Annotated in this window: 18 protein-coding genes; 7 read left to right on the top strand and 11 right to left on the bottom strand. The window is 59.6% G+C overall.

The window, feature by feature from the left end; genetic code table 11:
- Window positions 1–19: 19 nt before the first annotated feature.
- The 7 genes from DA915_RS00530 to DA915_RS00500 all read right to left on the bottom strand — a co-directional run bounded on the left by DA915_RS00530 (window position 20) and on the right by DA915_RS00500 (window position 6,141).
- Window positions 20–946, bottom strand: coding sequence for a TonB family protein (locus tag DA915_RS00530; RefSeq protein ID WP_003507301.1), 927 nt, complete (start codon window positions 944–946; stop codon window positions 20–22).
- Window positions 943–1,428 carry a TonB system transport protein ExbD gene (exbD, locus tag DA915_RS00525; RefSeq protein WP_003507299.1) on the bottom strand — a complete coding sequence of 162 codons (486 nt, stop codon included), beginning with the start codon at window positions 1,426–1,428 and terminating at the stop codon, window positions 943–945. The genes DA915_RS00530 and exbD overlap by 4 nt, the downstream gene beginning before the upstream one ends.
- 6 nt (window positions 1,429–1,434) lie before the next feature.
- The gene (exbB, locus tag DA915_RS00520) at window positions 1,435–2,538 is read right to left on the bottom strand and encodes a tonB-system energizer ExbB (RefSeq protein ID WP_192886369.1); all 1,104 of its coding nucleotides are present in this window, start codon (window positions 2,536–2,538) and stop codon (window positions 1,435–1,437) included.
- 191 nt (window positions 2,539–2,729) lie between these two features.
- Complete coding sequence (gene hutC / locus DA915_RS00515) at window positions 2,730–3,467, bottom strand: histidine utilization repressor (protein WP_107674775.1); 738 nt, start codon at window positions 3,465–3,467, stop codon at window positions 2,730–2,732.
- 34 nt (window positions 3,468–3,501) lie between these two features.
- Window positions 3,502–4,287: an ABC transporter ATP-binding protein gene (locus DA915_RS00510; RefSeq protein ID WP_060722745.1), complete on the bottom strand. Its 786-nt coding sequence runs from the start codon at window positions 4,285–4,287 to the stop codon at window positions 3,502–3,504.
- Window positions 4,287–5,060: an ABC transporter permease gene (locus tag DA915_RS00505; RefSeq protein ID WP_020810313.1), complete on the bottom strand. Its 774-nt coding sequence runs from the start codon at window positions 5,058–5,060 to the stop codon at window positions 4,287–4,289. Before DA915_RS00505 ends, DA915_RS00510 begins: the two co-directional genes overlap by 1 nt.
- A 139-nt stretch (window positions 5,061–5,199) precedes the next feature.
- A complete protein-coding gene (locus DA915_RS00500; protein WP_060722744.1) occupies window positions 5,200–6,141 on the bottom strand; it encodes an ABC transporter substrate-binding protein in 942 nt (313 codons plus the stop codon).
- Between the two features lie 208 nt (window positions 6,142–6,349).
- Here DA915_RS00500 and DA915_RS00495 point away from each other — a divergent pair, with 208 nt between their 5' ends.
- The gene (locus DA915_RS00495; RefSeq protein ID WP_107674772.1) at window positions 6,350–7,060 is read left to right on the top strand and encodes a YoaK family protein; all 711 of its coding nucleotides are present in this window, start codon (window positions 6,350–6,352) and stop codon (window positions 7,058–7,060) included.
- Between the two features lie 12 nt (window positions 7,061–7,072).
- Here the strand turns inward: DA915_RS00495 and DA915_RS00490 are convergent, their stop codons facing one another.
- Window positions 7,073–7,591: a hypothetical protein gene (locus tag DA915_RS00490; protein WP_107674770.1), complete on the bottom strand. Its 519-nt coding sequence runs from the start codon at window positions 7,589–7,591 to the stop codon at window positions 7,073–7,075.
- 78 nt (window positions 7,592–7,669) lie between these two features.
- On the opposite strand from DA915_RS00490, the gene DA915_RS00485 reads away from it, so the two are divergent.
- Window positions 7,670–8,308 carry a trimeric intracellular cation channel family protein gene (locus DA915_RS00485; RefSeq protein ID WP_099085756.1) on the top strand — a complete coding sequence of 213 codons (639 nt, stop codon included), beginning with the start codon at window positions 7,670–7,672 and terminating at the stop codon, window positions 8,306–8,308.
- Window positions 8,309–8,384: 76 nt separating this feature from the next.
- Here DA915_RS00485 and irrA read toward each other — a convergent pair whose 3' ends face one another.
- Window positions 8,385–8,804 carry an iron response transcriptional regulator IrrA gene (irrA, locus tag DA915_RS00480; RefSeq protein ID WP_003507276.1) on the bottom strand — a complete coding sequence of 140 codons (420 nt, stop codon included), beginning with the start codon at window positions 8,802–8,804 and terminating at the stop codon, window positions 8,385–8,387.
- Between the two features lie 316 nt (window positions 8,805–9,120).
- Between irrA and fabA the strand changes: the two genes are divergently transcribed.
- From fabA to DA915_RS00450, 5 genes are all read left to right on the top strand, one after another.
- Window positions 9,121–9,636 carry a 3-hydroxyacyl-[acyl-carrier-protein] dehydratase FabA gene (fabA, locus tag DA915_RS00470; RefSeq protein ID WP_003507274.1) on the top strand — a complete coding sequence of 172 codons (516 nt, stop codon included), beginning with the start codon at window positions 9,121–9,123 and terminating at the stop codon, window positions 9,634–9,636.
- Between the two features lie 75 nt (window positions 9,637–9,711).
- Window positions 9,712–10,935 (top strand): beta-ketoacyl-ACP synthase I, encoded by a 1,224-nt coding sequence (gene fabB, locus DA915_RS00465; protein WP_003507273.1) that lies wholly within the window; start codon window positions 9,712–9,714, stop codon window positions 10,933–10,935.
- 6 nt (window positions 10,936–10,941) lie between these two features.
- Window positions 10,942–11,748, top strand: a complete 807-nt coding sequence (fabI, locus tag DA915_RS00460) for an enoyl-ACP reductase FabI (RefSeq protein ID WP_003507271.1) — start codon at window positions 10,942–10,944, stop codon at window positions 11,746–11,748.
- 187 nt (window positions 11,749–11,935) lie between these two features.
- On the top strand, window positions 11,936–12,532 hold the full coding sequence (locus DA915_RS00455) for a TadE/TadG family type IV pilus assembly protein (RefSeq protein ID WP_003507270.1): 597 nt from the start codon (window positions 11,936–11,938) through the stop codon (window positions 12,530–12,532).
- The gene (locus DA915_RS00450; protein ID WP_060727113.1) at window positions 12,529–13,122 is read left to right on the top strand and encodes a TadE/TadG family type IV pilus assembly protein; all 594 of its coding nucleotides are present in this window, start codon (window positions 12,529–12,531) and stop codon (window positions 13,120–13,122) included. The genes DA915_RS00455 and DA915_RS00450 overlap by 4 nt, the downstream gene beginning before the upstream one ends.
- Window positions 13,123–13,165: 43 nt before the next feature.
- On the opposite strand, the gene DA915_RS00445 is transcribed toward DA915_RS00450, so the two are convergent.
- Window positions 13,166–14,932 carry a sulfite reductase subunit alpha gene (locus DA915_RS00445; RefSeq protein ID WP_107674768.1) on the bottom strand — a complete coding sequence of 589 codons (1,767 nt, stop codon included), beginning with the start codon at window positions 14,930–14,932 and terminating at the stop codon, window positions 13,166–13,168.
- Window positions 14,929–20,430, bottom strand: a complete 5,502-nt coding sequence (locus DA915_RS00440; protein ID WP_107674765.1) for a glutamate synthase-related protein — start codon at window positions 20,428–20,430, stop codon at window positions 14,929–14,931. Before DA915_RS00440 ends, DA915_RS00445 begins: the two co-directional genes overlap by 4 nt.
- Between the last annotated feature and the right edge of the window lie 98 nt (window positions 20,431–20,528).

Raw genomic sequence — 20,528 nt, 5'->3', positions numbered from 1 at the left:
GGTGACTTAAGCGGGCGGCCTAGCGGATGCTGATCGGCAATGTGATCGTTTTGTTTGCGTCCGGAGGCGGAGCAGGCACGGGTGAGGCGCTCTGAATCCATGCCGTAATCTGCTGGTCGATCGAGGAATCGCCTGTGGACTGCACAACGCTGACCCCGCTGATGGCGCCAGCATCATTGACCCTGAAGCGAACCGTCGCCGTCATAGCATCACTGCGCAGCGACCGGGGCTTGCGCCGTTGAATATGCGAACGGACCTTCGATCCCCATTTCGCCGGCGAGGCGGACGAGGACGAGAAAAAGCCGGCATTGCTGCGCGATGCCGCCGTCCGGTCGGACTGCTGGGCTTCTGCCTTCGCCGTTTCACGCAGTTCCGATGCCTGTTGCGGTTTGGGACGCTGGCGCTCGACCTTCTTTTTCTCTTCCGGCTCTTTCTTTTCCACCTTCTTTTCGACAGGTGGCGGCGGAGGCCGTATCACGGGCAAGGGAACCTCGACATTTTCGAGTTCCGCCATCATCTGCTCCTGGACGGGATCGATCGGCTCCACCGGCTCGGGAATTTCCTGCGGTTCGACGATCTCCTCGACCGGCGGTTCCGGTGGCTGCACGGGCTCTGGCGGCGGCGTTTCCGCCACCGGCTCCGGTGGCGGCGGCTCTTCGGGGGCTGCTTCCTCCACCGGTTCGCTGCTGTCGCTCTTTACCTCTTCGGCGTCTTCGACATCCTGCGCCTGCGTCGTTTCTTCGGTGTTGACGGCTTCCGGTATCGCCGCCATTTCGATCATGATCGCGGCAGGCGGCGGCCCGCCGGCATCCAGCTCCTCGGGCTCCTGCATCAGATAATAGGCAAACCCCGCATGAACGCTCAGCATGAGCACCGCCGCGGCAGACCACAGCGTCACTTCCCCGAGACGGGAATGCCGAGCCTGCGGATAGCCGTTTTCACTCATGGCGCGGTTCCCTGCCCCGCCGGCGCTGCTGGTTGGCCAGCGGCAGCAGGCTGCGATGCGGCAGCCGCATTTTCCAGCCCTACAAGGGCGATCTTCAGATAGCCGGCATCTCTCAGCAGGTTCATGATTTCCATGAAGTGACCATAATCAACCGCTTTATCGGCGCGCAGGAAGATGCGCGTATCCTTCTTGCCACCCGTCTGCCGGTCGATCGCTGCCGCCAATGCTTCGCGGGCAACCGCATCATTGCCGAGATTGAGCGACAGATCGTCCTTGACAGTCAGATAAAGCGGCTCTTCCGGGCGCTCCGCCGGTTTGGCGGTGGATGCCGGCAGATCGACATTCACATCAACGGTGGCGAGCGGTGCGGCCACCATGAAGATGATGAGCAGAACAAGCATCACGTCGATGAAGGGCGTGACGTTGATCTCGTGGTTTTCGGAGAGATCGTCTCCGCTATTTTCGCGAATGCCGCCAGCCATGACCGATCACCGTCCAACCAGCGACACGGCGGGCTTGCTCGCACTGCCCGGCGGAATGCGGCGGAAATCGAGGTCGCGGCTGACGAGGCGTTCCACACCGGCGGCAGCATCCGCCAGCAGGTGGCGGTATCCGGTGATGGAGCGGGCGAAGACGTTGTAGATCACAACAGCCGGAATAGCGGCGACGAGACCGATGGCGGTGGCGAGGAGCGCTTCGGCAATGCCCGGCGCGACAACGGCGAGATTGGTGGTCTGCGATTCCGAAATGCTGATGAAAGAGTTCATGATGCCCCAGACGGTGCCGAACAGGCCGACAAAGGGGGCGGTGGAACCGATGGTCGCCAGAACGCCCGTTCCGCGCGACATACGGCGACCCGCATGGGTTTCGATACGCGACAGCGCCGAAGAGACACGTTCCTTGATGCCGCCGCCATCCGTGTGTTCCACCACCGCGTCGGAAAGCTGCATTTCATGGGTCGCCATACGCAACATCAGCGCTGCCGGGCCGCCCTTCTTCTCGACGGCCTCGGTGGCCTCGTTCAAGGTTTTTGCCCTGCGAATGACCTTGAGCGTCGCGCCGGCGCGCACCCGCGCACCCGCAAGCTCAATTGATTTTGCTACCCAGACCGTCCAGGTGACCAGCGATGCGAAGGCAAGACCGATCATCACGCCCTTCACGACCCAGTCCGCCGCCATGAACATGCCCCATGGAGACAGGTTATGCGGGATATCCGCGCGATGTTCGGCGCTTGCTGGCGCAGCGCTGACAGGCTCTATCGGGGTCGCGGCTTCATTCGGCGCGGCCGTCTGGTTCGTCTGCGCGGGCTGCGTCGGCTGCGGCGCGGTATCTGTCGCGGGCTGTGTGGGTGCAGGCTGGGCCTGTGCGGGTTCAGTTGACGGGGGCTGCGATGGTGCGCTAGCGGCCGGTTGGGCGGGCTGAGCCGCTTCCGTTTGCGGTGCCGGCTGTATCTGGGTTTCCGATGCCGTCTGAGCGAAAACCGCGCCGGCGCTTAAGCCGGCCAGCAAGGTGACAGCCATGGCAAGGGAGAGATGCCGTGTTGTATTTGCCCTGTTGAAAGATGCGGAGGAAGTTGAGGTCTCAGCTGACATAATTTTTATCCCGGATTTCCGTCGATGAACTCATCCGCAGATTGACCGGATTTTAAACCGGGGCCATCAACGGATGCCGTCGTGAAAGCTTGACGTTCCGATAATAAACCTGAGTTCTTTTGACAACTATTATATTGCCAAAAGACGACCCGTAAACTCTTCTTTACAAAAAATTGACCGATCGACGGTCTTCAGCTGTTCTGTGAGGGTGAAAACTGCGCAATGAGCGCATGTCGATCGCCGGGATAGGTGACCCGGACGCGGGTAATATGATCCGCCCCATGCCAGGTCCGCCGATCAATGACCAGACAGGCCGCACCGGAAGCGATACCCAGCGCCATCGCATTTTTACGGTCGGCGGAAACGGCGCTGATCCGATGTTCGGCAGCGCTCCAGGGCACCATCTTCAGCAGCCACGTTCCTGGCCCAACCTGCGAAAAATCCGCAAATTCGGCGTCAGGAACGGCGGTGGTATTGATGATGCGTTCTTCAAGGCAAAAGGGAACGCCGCCGGCAAAATGCGTGCAGGTGAGTTCCAGAACCGGGGCATCGGCCGCAAGGGCCATGGCTGCGCCGTCTTTTTCCCCTGCAGGGCGCAGATGTCGCTTGTCGAGACGATAACCGTAAACGAGACCGAGCGCCTGCACCTCCCGTTCAATGTCATGGATCTCCAGCACGGCCGATTGCGCATGGGGCTGGCGAACGAAAGTGCCGAGACGCCGGCGTCTTTCAATCAGGCCCCGCTGCACCAGTTCGCCGAGAGCCTTGTTCACCGTCATGCGCGAACAGGCATATTGCCGGGTCATCTCGTGTTCGAAGGGAATACGATAACCCGGCGGCCATTCGCCCGACATGATGTGGCGCTCGACATCATTGCGGATGCGCTCGTGTAGCGATTTCTCCTGAAGATCGGCGTCTGTGCTCCTCATCCCGATGCTTCCATCCTCCCCTTTGCCGGATCAACTATCCATGGGCAGCGGCGGCAATCGCCTCGCTGCGTATTTCCTCCGTAAGCTTGGCGCGCAGCTGCGAAAATTCCGGGCTGGCCTTGACGGTGTAGTGGCGCGGATGCGGCAGGTCGACCGGTGTGATCGACTTGATACGGCCCGGCCTTGCGGACATGGTCACCACACGCGACGCCATGAAGACCGCCTCCTCGATATCATGGGTGACGAAAATGACCGTCTTCTGCTCCCGCTCCCAGATACCGAGCAGCAATTCCTGCATCAGCCCACGCGTCTGGTTGTCGAGAGCGCCGAAAGGCTCATCGAGCAGCAGGATTTTCGGGCCGTTCGCCAGAGCGCGGGCAATGGCCGTCCTCTGCTGCATGCCGCCGGACAATTGTTTCGGCCAATGGTTTTCGAAGCCGCGCAGGCCGACTTTGTCGATATAGCTATCGACAATCTCCCATTTTTCCTTCTCGGCCACGCCGCGTTCGCGCAGGCCGAAGGCGACGTTTTCGCGGATCGTCAGCCAGGGAAACAGCGTATAGGACTGGAACACCATGCCGCGATCCGCCCCCGGGCCCGTCACCGCCTTGCCGGAGAGAAGGACCTCACCCGTCGTCGGGCGGTCGAGACCGGCGATGATGCGCAGCAGGGTTGATTTCCCGCATCCCGACGGGCCGAGGATGGTGACGAAATCATTGCGGGGGATTTCCAGATTCGTCGGCTGCAAGGCCAGCGTCGGCTGCCCGCCCTGAACGCCGGGAAAGGTGCGGCTGACGCCCTTGATAATGAGTTCGCTCATCAGGCAAGCCTCCAGGCGAAAAGCTTCCGGTTCAGCGATTTGAACGCGAAATCGGAAATGAGGCCGATAATGCCGATGACGATGATGCCGAAGATGATCTGGCCGGTCGCCATCAGCGCCTGGCTGTTGATGATCATATAGCCAATCCCCGAGGAAGCGCCGATCAGTTCCGCCACGATGACATAGGTCCAGGCCCAGCCAAGGACAAGGCGGAGGATTTCGGCAATATCGGGCGCATTGGCGGGAATGAGGACACGGCGCACCACGCCCCGGTCCTTCGCGCCCAGCGTATAGGCTGCCTCCACCAGATCCCGGCGCGTGCCGGCAACCGCTACGGCCACCATCAGGATGATCTGGAACACCGCACCTATGAAGATAACCAGCAGCTTCTGCATCTCGCCGATGCCGGCCCAGAGAATGAGCAGCGGCACGAAGGCGGAAGCCGGCAGATAGCGCGCGAAGGAGACGAAGGGCTCAAGTAGCGCCTCGATGGGCTTATAAGCTCCCATGGCGATGCCAACAGGCACGGCGACGACCGATGCCAGTACGAAACCGCCCACCACGCGCCAGATCGTCATGCCGATATCGCTGGCAAAACCCTGATCGGTCAGGAGATAGATGCCGTCCTTCAGCATGGTGATGGGGTCGGCCAGAAAGGTCGGCGACACGAAACCGCCCAGCGTGGCAAAGCCCCAGGCGGAGAAAAACAGCACGAAGAACAGAATCCCGAGAGCAATTCTCGTACTGTTCCTGATGGGTTGAAGAGGTTGCATCTGTCGCCTGTCCGGAAAACCGGCGCGGCATTTTCGCCGCGCCATCAGAACGCCGTGCGCCTTTCGTGACGTACAATCGACGCTCTCACTTATCTTTGGCCGCAATATTCCCCGCAGGGAATGCGGCCGCCTTTTTCTGTCACTTGATGAAGGAGGTATCCGCGAGTGTCGAAAGATCGGGTTTCGACTTTATCACGCCGATTTCCAGCAGCAGATCGGCCGATTTTTCAGAGAAGGTCTTAAATTCACCCTCGAAAAATTTCTGGTTGGCGGCCTTGTCCTGCCATTCGAGGAACTTTGCCGAAGCGGCAAAAGCCTCGCCCGCCTGCTTCACATCCGCTCCCATCGTCTCATAGGACTTTTCGGGGTCGGACTTGATGAGGTCGAGAGCCTGGAAATAGCTGTCCGCCAGGGCTTTCGCCGCCTGCGGATTGGCCTTCAGGAAATCCGGCGTGCAGCCGAACGTATCCATGACGGCGGGGTAATCCAGCGTCGTCGCAAGGATTTTGCCCTTGTCGGGCGCGGCGCGCACTGTGGAGAGATAGGGCTCATAGGTCATGGCCGCATCGTTCTGACCGGCGACAAATGCCTGCGCGGCCGGTCCCGGCTCAAGGTTGACGACTTTGACGTCTTTGAGCGTCAGACCATTCTCCTTGAGAATCCAGGCAAGGAAGAAATAAGGGGACGTGCCCGGCGCAGACGCTGCAACCGTCTTGCCCTTGAGATCCGTGATCTTCGAGACATCGCTGCGCACCGCAATGCCATCGGCGCCGTGAGACTTGTCCATCTGGAAAATCTGCGTGGATTTCACACCATTGGCATTCCACGCGATCCATGTCTCCACCGTGGTGGCGGCACACTGGATATCACCAGAAGCAAGGGCCAGATGCCGGCTGGCCTGCGGTATCTTCTTGATATCGACCTTCAGGCCATTCTTTTCGAAAATGCCGGCCTGCTTGGCAAGCGTCAGCGGCGCAAAACCAGTCCAGCCGGACATGCCGATCGTTACCGACGTCTCGGCATAGGCTGAAGCGGATGAGACGAGCGCTGCAATGGTGGCGAGAACCCACGTTTTTCTCATGATCTGAACCCCTTTTGATTTATTTTTGTGCGATGTTATTTTTCGCTTTATTTGAGGCATGGTAGGCAGGGATTTTATATTTGTCTAGACAAAATAGAAGCTTCCGAGCGCCTCCAGAACGATTGCAAACGCACCGCCCGGCATTCTAGACATAGGATAACACGGCCCTCTGCACGGGCATGCTGTTTTTCCATATCGAGCTCTTACCATGACCAGACAAAGACGTCGCAGTATCATCAGAGCAAGGCGGACCGGAACTGGAATTGCGCTGGTTGCCGCCATTTCCTTCATCGCCGGCATGACGGATGCCGTGGGCTTGCATATTTCAGGCGACTTCGTGTCCTTCATGACCGGCAACACCACGCGCGCCGCCGTTTCGGTGGAGGCCGGCCTCTATTCCCATGCCGCAAAACTGCTTTTCGCGATCATCGCCTTCGTGGCGGGCAATGCCGGCGGCATCGTGGTGGCGCATAAGTTCGACCGGCGCATCTTTGCCGTCCTGATGGCGGTGGGATCGCTGGTGGTCATTGCCGCGCTGCTCGGCGGCGAGGCTTCCGCTCTCGCGCAATTTTATCTCGTCGTTTTCGCCATGGGAATGGTCAACGCCGCCGTCGAACATATAGAGGGACTACCGATCGGGCTTACCTATGTGACAGGCGCTCTTTCCCGCTTCGGCCGCGGCATTGGCCGTTTTCTTCTGGGCGAACGGAGCCTCGACTGGGGCATTCAGATCGTGCCCTGGCTCGGCATGATCAGCGGCGCAATCTGCGGCGCCATTCTGGGCGCCACGCTGCAGTCCAATGCCCTGTGGGTGGTTGCGGCCACGGTTTTCGCCGTCGCCATCGCCACCTTCATCATTCCGCGCTCGCTTCGGCAGCGCTACAATCAAAGGGTCAAAATACGGCGGATTACGCCATGACAATCGTCGCCGTCACTTTCGCGAGATGGTGACGAATTTCGTGCCGCGCACCCGCACCGTCATCAGGCAGGGCTCCTTGTCGGTCCGCTCGCAATAACGCGGGTGCATCTTCAGCACGAAAACCATGTTGCCGAAACGCTTGATGAAATCATAACCGTAAATCCGGGCGGTAGCGATCATCAGATAACCGCCCTCTTTCACCTGGACGTAGAAATTATAGGGGCATCCCTCTTCGTCGCAGGCACGGCCTTTTTCGCCATCGCAATCGAGAACGCCATGATTGACGACGGCATCCATCAGCCCGTCATTGTTGATATCCAGCCGCGTGACGAAATCGTCGCCGAACGCCGCCACCTTGCACTCGTTGCGGAAATGGTCCTTTTCATAAATCTCGGGATCACTCACCAGCTGCTGCTGCGCCGAGAGTGTCACCGGAAACATCAAGAGAACCAGCACCTGAAGCGCGGCAACGAGAGCGATTCGCACGGCATTTTCCTTTGCATCCGTTTCGGTTATGGATGTTGCGATCATCCGGGCGGCCAGCCTAGAGTTTAGTGCTTGCGCGACACTGACGTGTTCGCAGCCCGTGTTTCCGGGGGGAACCTTTTCATGACGCTTCTAGGTTTTCTCGATTATGCCGGCGTCGCCGTCTTTGCCGCAACCGGCGCGCTCGCCGCCTCGCGCAAGCAGCTCGACCTGATCGGCTTCCTGTTTTTCGCAGCCGCGACCGGCATTGGCGGCGGCACGGTGCGTGATCTCGTACTGGGCAGGACGCCGGTGTTCTGGGTGATAAACCCCACCTATATTCTCGTCTGCGTCTCGGTCGCGGTGCTGCTGTTCTTCACCGCCCATCTTTTCGAATCCCGTTACCGGGTGCTGATCTGGCTCGATGCGCTCGGCCTTTCCGCCTATTGCGTCATGGGAGCAGCCAAGGGTCTTGCCGCCAGCGGCTCCGCAACCGTCGCCATCGTCACCGGCATTCTGACGGCGACATTCGGTGGTGTACTGCGCGATATTCTCGCCGGGGAACCTTCCGTGCTCCTGCGGCCGGAGATCTATATCACCTGCGCGCTTTTGGGCTCCTCCACCTTCATTGTCGTCTATTTTTTCGGCGCACCGCTTTATGCCGCATCAGCGGCGGGTTTTCTGACGGCATTTGGCATCCGGTCCGGCGCGCTGATCTTCGGCTGGACTTTCCCGCCCTACAAGGCCAAGCCAGGCAGGCGGCCAGAAGATGTCATGAAGTGACATATAAAAACGACCGATGAAAACAGAAATGGCGCCCATGGGCGCCATTTTCACATCCGTTATCGGACAAAGAGCTTCAGCCACGCTTGCGGCGAAGGCGGATGACCACGTCCACATGGGCGATTTCCATGCCTTCGGGCGCTTCCGGCAGATTGTCGATCTGGAGGTTATTGACGGGAATATCGAGAACCTCGTTCTCGCCCTCCACGAAGAAGTGGTGGTGATCCGAAACGTTGGTGTCGAAATAGGTGCGGGCGCCTTCCACAGCGAGAACGCGGATAAGACCGGCCTCGGTGAACTGGTGCAGCGTATTGTAGACCGTGGCGAGAGAAACGGGCACGCCGGCTGTGACCGCCTCGTCATGCAGTTCCTCGACCGTCAGGTGGCGATCGCCCTTTGCGAAGAGAAGATCGCCCAAAGCCACACGCTGTCGCGTGGGGCGCAGCCCCGAGCGCCGCAGCCTCGTTCCGATATCCAATGTGGCGTCAAATGCCATGCAATCCCATTCCGAGCACAGGAGTAAAACTCATCAATTGCATTAGCATATATCTTTTGCAGCGAGCGCTTTCAATAGTTTCAGCGCCGTCAGGCGCGGCAAATGGCGGCAAACCGGCCATTCTTGCAAATTTCCTCTGGTTCCAGCCGGATGGTTCCTGTATGCGGACGGCATATTGAGGTAATGACTTCTGCAAAGAAGGTTCGAAGACAAAGAATGACGCCCGAGCGGCCTCTGCCCTTGCAGCGCTTCATTTTGAACCTAACTTGCTCTAGTGAAGTCGATCAACACCAGTAACTGGGGAAGTGAAAGCGGTATGGCAACGAGGCAATCAAGTTACAATTATGAGGAGATCCTGTCCTGCGGTCGCGGCGAATTGTTCGGCCCGGGAAATGCACAGCTCCCATTGCCCCCCATGCTCATGGTCCATCGCATTACCGAAATTTCCGAAACCGGCGGCGCCTTCGACAAGGGTTTCATCCGTGCCGAATATGATGTCAGCCCCGACGACTGGTATTTCCCCTGCCACTTCCAGGGCAACCCGATCATGCCGGGGTGCCTCGGCCTTGACGGCATGTGGCAGCTGACGGGTTTCTTCCTTGGCTGGCTGGGCGAAGAAGGCCGCGGCATGGCGCTTTCCACCGGCGAAGTGAAATTCAAGGGCATGGTTCGCCCTCACACGAAGCTCCTTCAATATGGTATTGATTTCAAGCGCGTGATGCGCGGTCGTCTGGTGCTCGGCACCGCCGACGGCTGGCTGAAGGCGGACGGCGAAACCATTTATCAGGCGACGGACCTGCGCGTAGGCCTGTCGAAGGAAAAGGCTGCCTGAGGCAGACGGAATAGTCCTGACAAACGCCGGGCGGCTTCGGTCGTCCAGCCGAAATCTTAAGAAAAGGTCCCTTTCATGAGACGAGTTGTTGTCACCGGCCTCGGTATTGTTTCTTCCATCGGCGGTGATGCCGCTGAAGTCACCGCATCCCTGCGCAATGCCAAATCCGGCATTTCATTTTCGCCGGATTTTGCCGAACACGGTTTCAAATGCCAGGTCTGGGGCAAGCCGTCTCTTGACCCGACCGATCTGGTAGACCGCCGCGCCATGCGCTTCCTGTCGCAGGGCGGCGCGTGGAACCATGTCGCGATGAAGCAGGCAATCGCCGATTCCGGTCTCGAAGAGAGCGATATCAGCGGTAATGAGCGTACCGGCATCATCATGGGTTCGGGCGGTCCTTCCACCCGTACCATCGTCGAAGCCGCCGATATCACGCTGAAGAACAACAGCCCGAAGCGCATCGGCCCCTTCGCCGTGCCGAAGGCCATGTCCTCCACCGCTTCGGCCACGCTCGCCACCTGGTTCAAGATCCACGGCGTCAACTATTCCATCTCGTCGGCCTGCTCCACCTCGGCGCATTGTATCGGCAACGCGGCTGAAATGATCCAGTGGGGCAAGCAGGACGTGATGTTCGCAGGCGGCCATGAGGATCTCGACTGGTCCATGTCCAACCTTTTCGACGCCATGGGCGCCATGTCGTCCAAATATAACGAGACGCCGGACGTTGCCTCGCGCGCCTATGACGTCAATCGCGACGGTTTCGTGATTGCCGGCGGTGCTGGCGTGCTGGTTCTCGAAGAACTGGAGCATGCAAAGGCGCGCGGTGCCAAGATTTACGCCGAAATCGTGGGTTACGGCGCGACCTCCGACGGTTACGACATGGTGGCTCCCTCAGGCGAAGGCGCGATCCGCTGCATGCGGCAGGCGCTTTCCACCGTCAAGGGCGATATCGACTACATCAATACCCACGGCACCTCGACGCCGGTTGGCGACAGCAAGGAAATCGGCGCGATCCGGGAAGTCTTCGGCGACAGGATCCCGCATATCCAGTCGACCAAGTCGCTCACCGGCCATTCGCTGGGTGCCGCCGGCGTTCAGGAATCGATCTACGGCCTGTTGATGATGCAGGAACGCTTCATCGGCGAAAGCGCGCATATTTCCGAGCTCGATCCGGAATTTGCAGGCGTCCCGATCGTTCGCAGCCGCATCGACAACGCCAAGATCGACACCATCCTTTCCAATTCCTTCGGCTTCGGCGGCACCAACGCCACGCTCGTCTTCCAGCGTCATAACGGATAATTGCCAATGAACGGCATCATGCAGGGTAAACGCGGCCTCATCATGGGCGTCGCAAACAATCACTCGATCGCCTGGGGTATCTCCAAGGCGCTTGCGGCACAGGGCGCGGAACTCGCCTTCACCTATCAGGGAGAGGCGCTCGGCAAGCGTGTGAAGCCGCTCGCCGCCGAACTCGGTTCCGATTTCATCGTGCCGTGCGATGTCGAGGATGTTGCCTCGGTCGACGCGCTTTTTGCGGCGATCCGCGAAAAATGGGGTGTACTGGATTTCGTCGTGCACGCCATCGGCTTTTCCGACAAGAACGAGCTGAAGGGTCTCTATGCGGATACGACGCGGGAGAATTTCAGCCGCACCATGGTCATTTCCTGTTTCTCCTTCACGGAAATCGCCAAGCGCGCCGCCGAACTGATGACGAACGGCGGCTCCATGCTGACGCTGACCTATAATGGTTCACAGCGCGTCATTCCGAACTACAATGTCATGGGCGTCGCCAAGGCGGCTCTTGAGGCATCGGTTCGTTATCTCGCCGCCGACTACGGCCCACGCGATATCCGCGTCAACGCCATCTCGGCCGGTCCGGTCCGCACGCTGGCGGGCGCCGGCATCTCGGATGCGCGGGCGATCTACGCATGGAACCAGAAAAACGCGCCGCTTCGGCGGACGGCGGATATCGATGATATCGGCGGATCGGCACTTTACCTGCTGTCCAGTCTGTCGCGTGGTGTTACCGGCGAGTGCCACTATGTGGACTGCGGTTATAACATCACCTCCACGCCGACTCTGGAGGTTCTCTCCAGAGCGGATGCGGAATAATCGCCCATTTCAATTTCGACAAAAGCCCGGCCATGCGCCGGGCTTTTATATTGCGGGTCGTATCAATTTCGGAATTCACTAAAGTATAATTCATCGGAGTAACTGAATTTAAACATCGGGTGGTTATGGTCCGCAACAAATTCAACGGTTGCGCTTGCCGCATATTCTTAGAGATAGACACCACCTCATGCGACTGGCCAGACTGAAGCCATTGCTGGAAAAATTCGGAGTCTCGCGCGACGGGACCGCAGCCATCGAATTTGCGATCCTCGCCATTCCCTATTTCCTTGTTGTTTTTGCGATCATCGAAACCTTCATCGCCATGATGGCAGAACAGGTGGTCGTCAATGCCACTGAAAACATGGCCCGGCGTCTGAGGACCGGGCAGATAAGCAGTTCGATTTCGAAAGAGGATTTTCGCAAGAGTTTCTGTAATGAAGTTTCAGTGATGATCACCTGCTCGGCGGATGAGATCAAAAAGGAACAGAAACTCTATATCGATCTTCGCTCCTTCACCGCCTTCAAGGATATTCCGACCAAGATACCGCTCAAAGCGTTTGGCGAATATTACGATCTTGATACGGCCCAATTCGGCTTCAAGCCGGGTGGACCGGAAACCATCAACATGTTGCGCGTCTATTATCGCTGGCGTGTGATCGCCGATATCATCCGGCCGTATCTGACCAAGATCCGACCGGCCGACGGGTCGATGCCCTCGCATTTCCTCATTGTCGCGACCGGTGCTTTCATGAACGAGAAATATATCACAAGCGGGGGCTCATGATGGCAGGGATGGTGTCCGTCGCGACGAAGTGCAAACGACGCCTGATGGCGCTCGCCTCAAGCTTTGCAAAAGACAAGCGCGGCGTGGGCGCGGTGGAGTTTGCGATCCTCTTCCCTATATTGCTCGCGCTTTATGTGACCTCTTTCGAGTTGACGATCGGCTATAATACCTACAAACGCGCAAGCAGCGCCGCCGCCACTATCAACGACCTGATATCGAAGACGGGTTCCGTCGACAAAACGTATCTTGCGGGCATGCAAGATGTCGCATCCGCGGTCTTTGCGCCCTACAGCACAAAGGGTCTGCAACTGAAGATCAGCGGCATCAAGATCGACGCGCAGAAGCAGGCCAAAATTGTCTGGTCCTGGAATGAGAAAAACCAGAGACCCTACGCGGTAGGATCAGCGGTCGCGGTTCCGACACGGCTGCTCGCGGAAAACAGCTTCCTCATCCATGTCGAGCTTTCCATCCCGCATGAATTGCTGATGTTCATGACAGATATTTCCTCATCCGGGGTAAAGTCGATCACCATCGGCCGTGATTATTTTTTCAAGCAGCGCGATACGGAGACCGCCTGCACCAATTGCTGACGCAGTTGGGCGCAGACGGTAATCTTTCATCCAGAGGAAATCTCTAGTAGACATCGCGCAGATAGCGTTTTTCGCGCTTCAGCCGGTTCACATAATCGCTTGCCGCTTCGGCCGAGATGCCGGCCTCATCGCTGACGATACTATGCAGGGCATCGTCAACATCCTTTGCCATGCGGGTCGCATCGCCGCACAAGTAGAAGTAACCGCCCTCTTCAAGCCATTGATAGAGCGCCTTGCCGTTCTGCCGCATACGTGTCTGGACATAGATCTTCTCCACCTGATCCCGTGAAAAGGCCAGGTCGAGACGGGTCAGCACGCCGTCGCGGCTCATGTCGGCAAGTTCGTTTTCATAGATGAAGTCCGACTGCCGGTGCTGATCACCGAAAAACAGCCAGTTCTTGCCCTTGGCGCCGCGCGCCTGCCGTTCCTGCAAAAATGCCCGGAAAGGCGCGATGCCCGTTCCCGGTCCCACCATGATAACAGGCGCATCATTGTCCTGCGGCACACGGAATGACTTGTTCGGCGAGACGAAAATTCCGGCATTCCGTCCAGCCTCCACCCGGTCGGCCAGATAGGTGGAGCACACGCCGCCGCGCTCACGGCCCTCGGCGCGATAACGAACGCTGGCAATCGTCAGATGTACGCTGTCTTTCGCAACCAGAGGGCTGGAGGATATGGAATAAGCCCGGTGCTGCAGCGGCTTCAGCAATGTCACGAATTCAGCGACATCAAATAGCGGCTTTCCGCCGAGATTGATGAGGTCGAGAATATCCTTGCCCCAGAGAAAGGCGGCCATCTGCTCCTTGTCTCCGTTTGCGATGATGTGGCTGAGTTCCTCATGCCCCGCACGCTTGCCGATTTCGGCGACGAGTTCGCGTGAGGGAGTCGATATCTCGAACATGTTGAGAAGCGCATCACCAACGGGCCGGTCCAGCCCGCTGATTTGGCTGTCCGCGGCCGCTCCGAAGTGTTCCAGCAGCGCGCCCGCCAGTCTCGGATCGTTCAGGGGCACGACGCCAAGAGCATCACCCGCCTCATAGTCGAGCCCGCTTTCGCCGAGACCGAATTCGTAGTGACGAATCTCCTTGGACGATCCGGGACCGGACAGGCGGCGATTGATGCTCACCTCAGCCGAATAGGGATTCTTGCGGTTCCAGCCCTGCTTTGTCGGCACAGTAGGTTCGGCGACATCGGGCATGACAGCTGCCGCATTGCCACCATCGACAGCAAGCGCAAGCGGCAGGGTCTCGCCGATCCATGCGGCGGCCGCATCCTCGAAGTCGATATCGCAGTCGATACGCGTCTTCATCCGCTTGCCGCCAAGTTGCTCGAACCGCGTATCGATGAGCTTGCCCGCCTGGCAGAAGCCATCATAACCGGTATCGCCAAGCGCAAGCACGGCAAAATTCATCTCATCCAGACGCGGCGCGGCGCCGGTGGAAAGTGCTTCCCAGAAAAGCTGGGCATTGTCAGGCATTTCACCTTCGCCGTAAGTCGAGGTGACGACGATGACTCGCTTCATGGCACCGAGACCGTCCATCGAGACATCATCCAGCGCAGCCACCACCGGCCGCATGCCCTGCGCACGCGCTGCGGCGGCGATATCCATCGCCAGCGCCTCGGCATTGCCGGTCTGGGTGCCGAAGAGAATATTCAGCAGGCTGGCCGCCGCCTTTGGGGCAGCGGCGGCAACAGAAGTCTCCATACCTATGGCGGCGCGGGAATGGAGCCCGGCCAGAAAACCGGAAAGCCATGCGCGCTGATCACCATTGAAGGGCGCGTCTTCGGGAATATAAGGTATCTTCATCATGCTGCCCTGTGGCTGGATGCGGTGGCGAGATCTGGAATGGCACGCGCCGCGAAAAGCTCCTCGAAGCCCGGGAGGCGGCCGATCCTCTCGATGTTTTTCCGGTTCTGCTGAATGATCCAGCCATAGGTGCCGGGGCTGTCCACCGACCAGATGTTGCGGCGCGCCAGCGCCTGCTTGTAGTCGTCGAGACGCTTGGCGGCGATCATCACCGCAAGCTGTTCATCGCTATGATCGGAGAGCGCCTCGCGGGCGTATTTCAGCAAACGCTGCATCAATGCGTAGTCTTCCGTGAGGATGAGATTGCGTACGGCTTTTTCGATTGCGGGATCGGAAGGGCCCGCCGCCATCGGCAGCCGCTGCAGGGCGATTGCCTGCGCCATGCTCAACACCGTGTAGTTGTTGAGAAGCGCATACATGTCCTCCGTGTCCGTCTCGCCATAACCCGGTACGGTTCCGTTCAAAACGGCCTTACGGTCGCGGTAAGCGAGCTTGAACTTCCGCACCTGATGGGCGGCAAGCGCAGATGCCAGTTCCTCCAGCAGCTCCTTGCGGGGCTTCGCCTTCAGAATTTCATCGCTGTCCTGATAAAGCAGCAGGGCGCGCGGCATGCCATAGACGAAATTGTGCTGTTCGCTCTCCCAGTTTTCCAGAAGCCATGCGGCCTTGGCCGAGCCGGTCTCCGCGACATGCCAGGTCAAAAGCTGGTGGACGGCCTGATTGTGGATCGCGGCCTGTTCGTCCTCACCGGTGATCGAACCGAGCAGGATGGAATCGTGGCTGACCTTCTTCGGCAGATCGCCATAGGGATCATACTGATAGACGAAACCGCCGCTCATGCCGTTGCCGAAACCCTTGCCGAAACTGCCAAGGTTGAGAACGGCACCGTTGGTCATGTATTCGCAGGCGAAATCGCCCACGCCTTCGGCCACGGCGGTCGCGCCGGAGTTACGCACCGCGAAACGGTCGCCCGCCTGACCCTCGACGAAAGTGCGGCCGCCAGTGGCACCGAACAGCGCGAAATTGCCGACCAGCACATTGCCGCCAGCCTCTTGCGAACCGCCGCCCGGAGAGCGTACGACGATGGTGCCCCCGCAGGCGCTTTTGCCAACGCCGTCATTGCAGGTGCCGGTATGGACCATGACCATGCCGTCATTGCAGAAAGCGCCGAAGGACTGCCCGGCCGAACCTGAAGTATCGATGCGCACCGACCCAGCCTCGAGGAACCGGCGGCCACGGCTGTCCTGCTTCACTGCCGGCAGCGCATCCGCCTCTTCGTCGGAAAGCTCGTGGTTCAGCATGCGCTCGATATCGACGGCGAGCTGGCCGCCAACGCTCTTGTTGCAATTGTTGAGGAAACGATTGCCGCCAAGCTCGATGTTTTCCCGTCTGCCGTCGATCAGAGCCGAGCGGATGAGTTCGATGAAGGCATCGTCCAGCGCGAAGTCCTTTTCCATATAGACGGGGTTGTCGATCTTCACCTCTTCGACCACGGCAAGCATCGCCCGGAGGTCAAGCTGGCCGACGCTGGCCGGATGATCGAGAAGGTGAAGAAGATCGGAACGGCCCCGTGCTTCGCGCAGCGAGCGCAGCCCGAGTGCGGCCAGGATCTCGCGGGTCTCATGGGCGATGTTCATGAGATATTGCGCCAGCGCGCGCGGATCACCGTTGAAAGCTTCCTGATTGGTAGTGAGACCCGCTGGGCACTTGATGTTGCAGTTCTTCGCCATCACGCATTTCAGCATCATCAGCGCCGTGGTGCCGAATTCGAAGCTGTCACCGCCGAGAAGCGCTGATTTCACCACGTCGCTCGCCGTCTGGTGTGCGCCGGAGCAACGCAGCAGCACCTTGGCGCGCAGGCCAGTGGCGCAAAGCGCCTGATGCACCTCGGCAATGCCGATTTCCGCCGCACGGCCGGTATATTTGAGGCTGGTCACGGCCGCTGCACCCGTGCCGCCGGTATTGCCGGCAACGTTAATGACATCCGCGCCAGCCTTGGCGACGCCGACCGCGATCGTGCCGATACCTTCCGACGAGACGAGCTTGACGATGACGCGCACACGCGCCGCCTTGGCGTCATGGATGAGCTGGGCCAGATCCTCGATCGAATAAGTGTCGTGATGCGGTGGCGGCGAGACAAGCTCGACGCCCGGCGTGCCGCCGCGCGCGGCGGCGATTTCGACCGTCACTTTGGGAGACGGTAACTGCCCACCCTCGCCCGGCTTTGCACCCTGGCCGATCTTGATCTCGATTTCCTCCAGCATTGGATCGGCAAGATAACCGGCCCAGACGCCGAAACGGCCGGAGGCGAACTGCTTGATGCGGGAGGCGCGGATGGTGCCGTAACGGGAAATATGCTCGCCGCCCTCACCCGAATTGGACATGCCGCCGACCATATTGGTGCCATGCGCCACCGCCTCATGGGCAGCCGCGACCAGCGCGCCATGGCTCATGGCGCCCGATGCTAGGGTCTTGGTGATCTCGCTGGCCTTCTGCACGGCATCAAGCGGAATGCCTGCCGGCGCGGTACGGATGAGAGACAGGTAGGTGAATGCCTCGCCCTTTGCCTGAACCAGCAGCGCGCCGCCTTCCAGCCAATGGCCGGGGATATCCGTTCCGAAGCGGTCGAGCAATGACTGGCCGAGTGCGGCAAGCCGGGCAAGTTCATGACCGTGCGAGCCGGTCAATTGTAGCCGGAACGCACCGTCTCCCGCGCTCTCGCAAAGCAATCCGCGCACCATGAAGCTGTTATTGCCATGCCGGGAAAAGCGACCCATTTCCCGGCGGAACTCTTCTGCCGAACCGGCGAATGTCACATCGGCCGGCAACTCCAGAACATCGCGCAGGGCGGCAGGACGGCGCGACCTTTCTTCCGCCATCATGCGGGCGAAGGCGCGATAGCCGGGCGTTACCTCGAAGGCGTCGATCGCCTCCGGGGTCAGCCGGTCAAAGCTGTTGTGATAATAGGCCGCATCGTTGAGACCGAAGGCATCCTCCAGCCGGTTGAGCGGCAGGAGGCGTAGCGCCTCTTCATTATCGGTTCCCTTGTCGAAACCGATCTTTTCCTCCGTCATGTCCACGAAGCCGCGCACGGCCGTCGTGCCATAGGAATGGCCGGCCCCTTCGGCGCGCTCCTTGAAAAGACCGAGCAGGGGAATGTCATTTTCACCCTTCACGGACAGCGCCTTCCGGTGCCAGTCAGCCACCGCCTGCGCAATGACGGCGAAATTGACGCCGCCGACCGGCGTCTTCACATTCGGGAAATAACGCTTCAGCACCACGTCGTCGGTATCGAGGAAGTTCGGCTCGAAGAACTCGCCGCCAATATAGCTTTCCGCCGTGCACAGCCCGACCTTGCCCATGGTCTTCATCAGCGACTTTTCGGCCGCCTTGGCGAAGCGCTTGAAGGCCTTGTCGGCATCAGCACCGAATTTCTCCTCGGCGCGGAATTGCACGCCGAGCGGATAGACGGCCGAAGCGCCGAAGCCGAGGCTTGCCGCAATGTGATGCGAGGAGGAAAACTGCCCGCTTTCGACGATCAGCGAAACGCGCAGCCGCAGGCCTTCCTCGATCAGCCGCTGATTGATGGCGGAGACGACCATGATCATCGGCAAAGCCGCGCGGCCTGCCGAGACATGCCGGTCGGTGATGATGGCAATGCCGCCTTCCTCAGCCGCAAAAGCCACAACCTCACCGCAGAGGCCGTCGATTGCCTGCCGCAGGGCCGTTTCATTGGCGTGCGCAACGTCGAAGACCGGCGAATAGAGCATTTCGAAACGGCGAAGAGGCGTCTCCGACTGTTCGCGAATACGCAGCATGTCGAGGTGGGTCAGGATCGGCGAGCGCACGACGATCTGGCGGGCCTTCTTCGCGCCGCTGTTCGGCTTTGCGCCGAGAGCCACGCGCAGCGTCATGCCATCGGCCTCACGAATGCTGTCGAGCGGCGGGTTGGTGACCTGCGCGAAGCGTTGCGAGAAATACTTGGCAACCCCGCCTTCCTGATCGGAAAGCGCGTTGATGGCGTTGCCGTAACCCATGGCCGAAATTTTTTCCGCGCCGGAGGCTAACATCGGGTCCATCAGGAACTTGAAGCTTTCCTGATTGTGCGAATAGGCGACGTAACGCTGGTGGCGTTCCAGATCGCCATTGTAACGAAGCGGCGAGCCCTGCTTTTCCGCCGGCACTTCCGGTAAGTCATCAAGCATTACCCGGGATTCGGACAGCAGCGACGGATAGTCCCTCCGCGCTGCCAGAAGCTCCAGCGCCTCGACGGTGGAAAAGGCGCGACGTTCGGCGTGATCGTAATAGAGCATGCCACCCGCCTCGATGCGGCCGCGGCGGATGACGCTTTCTGCCGGAAAGGCGATCTGCCCCGCCTCCGACATGACGCAGAGATAACCCTCCGTCTCGACGGTGCGCAGCGGGCGCAGGCCGAGACGATCGAGACGGGCACCGATGATGGTACCATCACCGAAGATCAGCGCGGCCGGACCATCATTCTTCTCCTCATAGAGCGAGAAATATTCCAGCATCGCTTTGACGCCCGGCGACAGGGTATCATCGTTTTCCCATGCCGGCGGCATCATCGAGACCACGGCGGTGACGAGGTCGAGACCATCCTCCATCACCCGCGTCTGCAGGGTCTGGTCCAGCCGGCAGCTGTCCGATTGGCCCTTAGGCCTGACGATGCTGGCATTCTTCGCCAGCGCCACGGCCGCTTCCGACAGCCGGTTCTTCTTGTCGGTGTTGAGCTCACCATTATGCGCCATCAGGCGGAAAGGCTGCGCCATGGAGGGGTGTGGATCGGTATTGGTGGAAAACCGCGTGTGGAAATACATCGTATGCACTTCATGGCGCGGATCGGTGAGGTCGCAGAAATAGGGCATGACCTCGTGCGAGTTCAGACGCCCTTTGAGCACCTGCGTACGCGCACTGAGCGACAGCGGATAAAAGCCGGCGAGTTCCGGCACGGTATAAGCAAGTGCTTCGATGGCAAGCAGCGCCTTGTGGATGCGCCAGTCGAATTCGACGAGAGTTGCGCATTCCACTGGCGACGAAAAGACCCATTGCCGGATCGGCAACTGGTAAGGGATGGCAGCGGGGCGGATGGCCGCGTCATTCACCGGCACGTCACGGACGATGAGGATCGAAAACCCCTGCTCCTGCAGCGCGCTGCCGATAATGCCAACCGCCTGATCGTGGAATGCGGGGTTCTGCGGCAGGAAAAAATTGCCGACGCCGAACCGGCCAGTCTGCAAGGCGTCGTTCCCCGTCAGCTTCTGGAAAAAGGAGAGTGAGAGATCAAGCGAAACGCCGGCACCGTCACCGACACCTTCCGCCGACATGCCGCCGCGATGCGGCACGGCACAGAGCGCCTCGTGACCGCGCTTGAGCACATCATGCGTCTGCACGCCGTCCTTGCGGGTGATGAAACCGACGCCACAGCTGCTTTTTTCAAAAGCGGCATCGTAAAGGCCGAATTTTTGCTCCGTCACACTCAAGGCACTCTCCTCTCATTGCGCATTTCGCGCGGCATCACCCTCTTTTCCCGAAATCCGGCGCGGCAACCGGCATTCTGCGGGCGGAGCCGCAGGCGACC

The sequence above is a fragment of the Agrobacterium sp. LAD9 genome (assembly GCF_003031125.1).
In the GTDB taxonomy this organism is placed as follows: domain Bacteria; phylum Pseudomonadota; class Alphaproteobacteria; order Rhizobiales; family Rhizobiaceae; genus Agrobacterium; species Agrobacterium radiobacter.
This window is presented reverse-complemented; position numbering and strand designations above follow the sequence as displayed.

Bases quoted from the DNA above. Each gene is read 5' to 3' on its own strand.
- DA915_RS00495 (WP_107674772.1), top strand. From the start codon at position 6,350: ATGACCAGACAAAGACGTCGCAGTATCATCAGAGCAAGGCGGACCGGA.
- fabI (WP_003507271.1), top strand. From the start codon at position 10,942: ATGAACGGCATCATGCAGGGTAAACGCGGCCTCATCATGGGCGTCGCA.
- DA915_RS00445 (WP_107674768.1), bottom strand. From the start codon at position 14,932: ATGATGAAGATACCTTATATTCCCGAAGACGCGCCCTTCAATGGTGAT.
- exbD (WP_003507299.1), bottom strand. From the start codon at position 1,428: ATGGCTGGCGGCATTCGCGAAAATAGCGGAGACGATCTCTCCGAAAAC.
- exbB (WP_192886369.1), bottom strand. From the start codon at position 2,538: ATGTCAGCTGAGACCTCAACTTCCTCCGCATCTTTCAACAGGGCAAAT.
- DA915_RS00510 (WP_060722745.1), bottom strand. From the start codon at position 4,287: ATGAGCGAACTCATTATCAAGGGCGTCAGCCGCACCTTTCCCGGCGTT.
- DA915_RS00530 (WP_003507301.1), bottom strand. From the start codon at position 946: ATGAGTGAAAACGGCTATCCGCAGGCTCGGCATTCCCGTCTCGGGGAA.
- hutC (WP_107674775.1), bottom strand. From the start codon at position 3,467: ATGAGGAGCACAGACGCCGATCTTCAGGAGAAATCGCTACACGAGCGC.
- irrA (WP_003507276.1), bottom strand. From the start codon at position 8,804: ATGGCATTTGACGCCACATTGGATATCGGAACGAGGCTGCGGCGCTCG.
- DA915_RS00490 (WP_107674770.1), bottom strand. From the start codon at position 7,591: ATGATCGCAACATCCATAACCGAAACGGATGCAAAGGAAAATGCCGTG.
- DA915_RS00500 (WP_060722744.1), bottom strand. From the start codon at position 6,141: ATGAGAAAAACGTGGGTTCTCGCCACCATTGCAGCGCTCGTCTCATCC.
- DA915_RS00485 (WP_099085756.1), top strand. From the start codon at position 7,670: ATGACGCTTCTAGGTTTTCTCGATTATGCCGGCGTCGCCGTCTTTGCC.
- fabA (WP_003507274.1), top strand. From the start codon at position 9,121: ATGGCAACGAGGCAATCAAGTTACAATTATGAGGAGATCCTGTCCTGC.
- DA915_RS00450 (WP_060727113.1), top strand. From the start codon at position 12,529: ATGATGGCAGGGATGGTGTCCGTCGCGACGAAGTGCAAACGACGCCTG.
- DA915_RS00505 (WP_020810313.1), bottom strand. From the start codon at position 5,060: ATGCAACCTCTTCAACCCATCAGGAACAGTACGAGAATTGCTCTCGGG.
- fabB (WP_003507273.1), top strand. From the start codon at position 9,712: ATGAGACGAGTTGTTGTCACCGGCCTCGGTATTGTTTCTTCCATCGGC.
- DA915_RS00455 (WP_003507270.1), top strand. From the start codon at position 11,936: ATGCGACTGGCCAGACTGAAGCCATTGCTGGAAAAATTCGGAGTCTCG.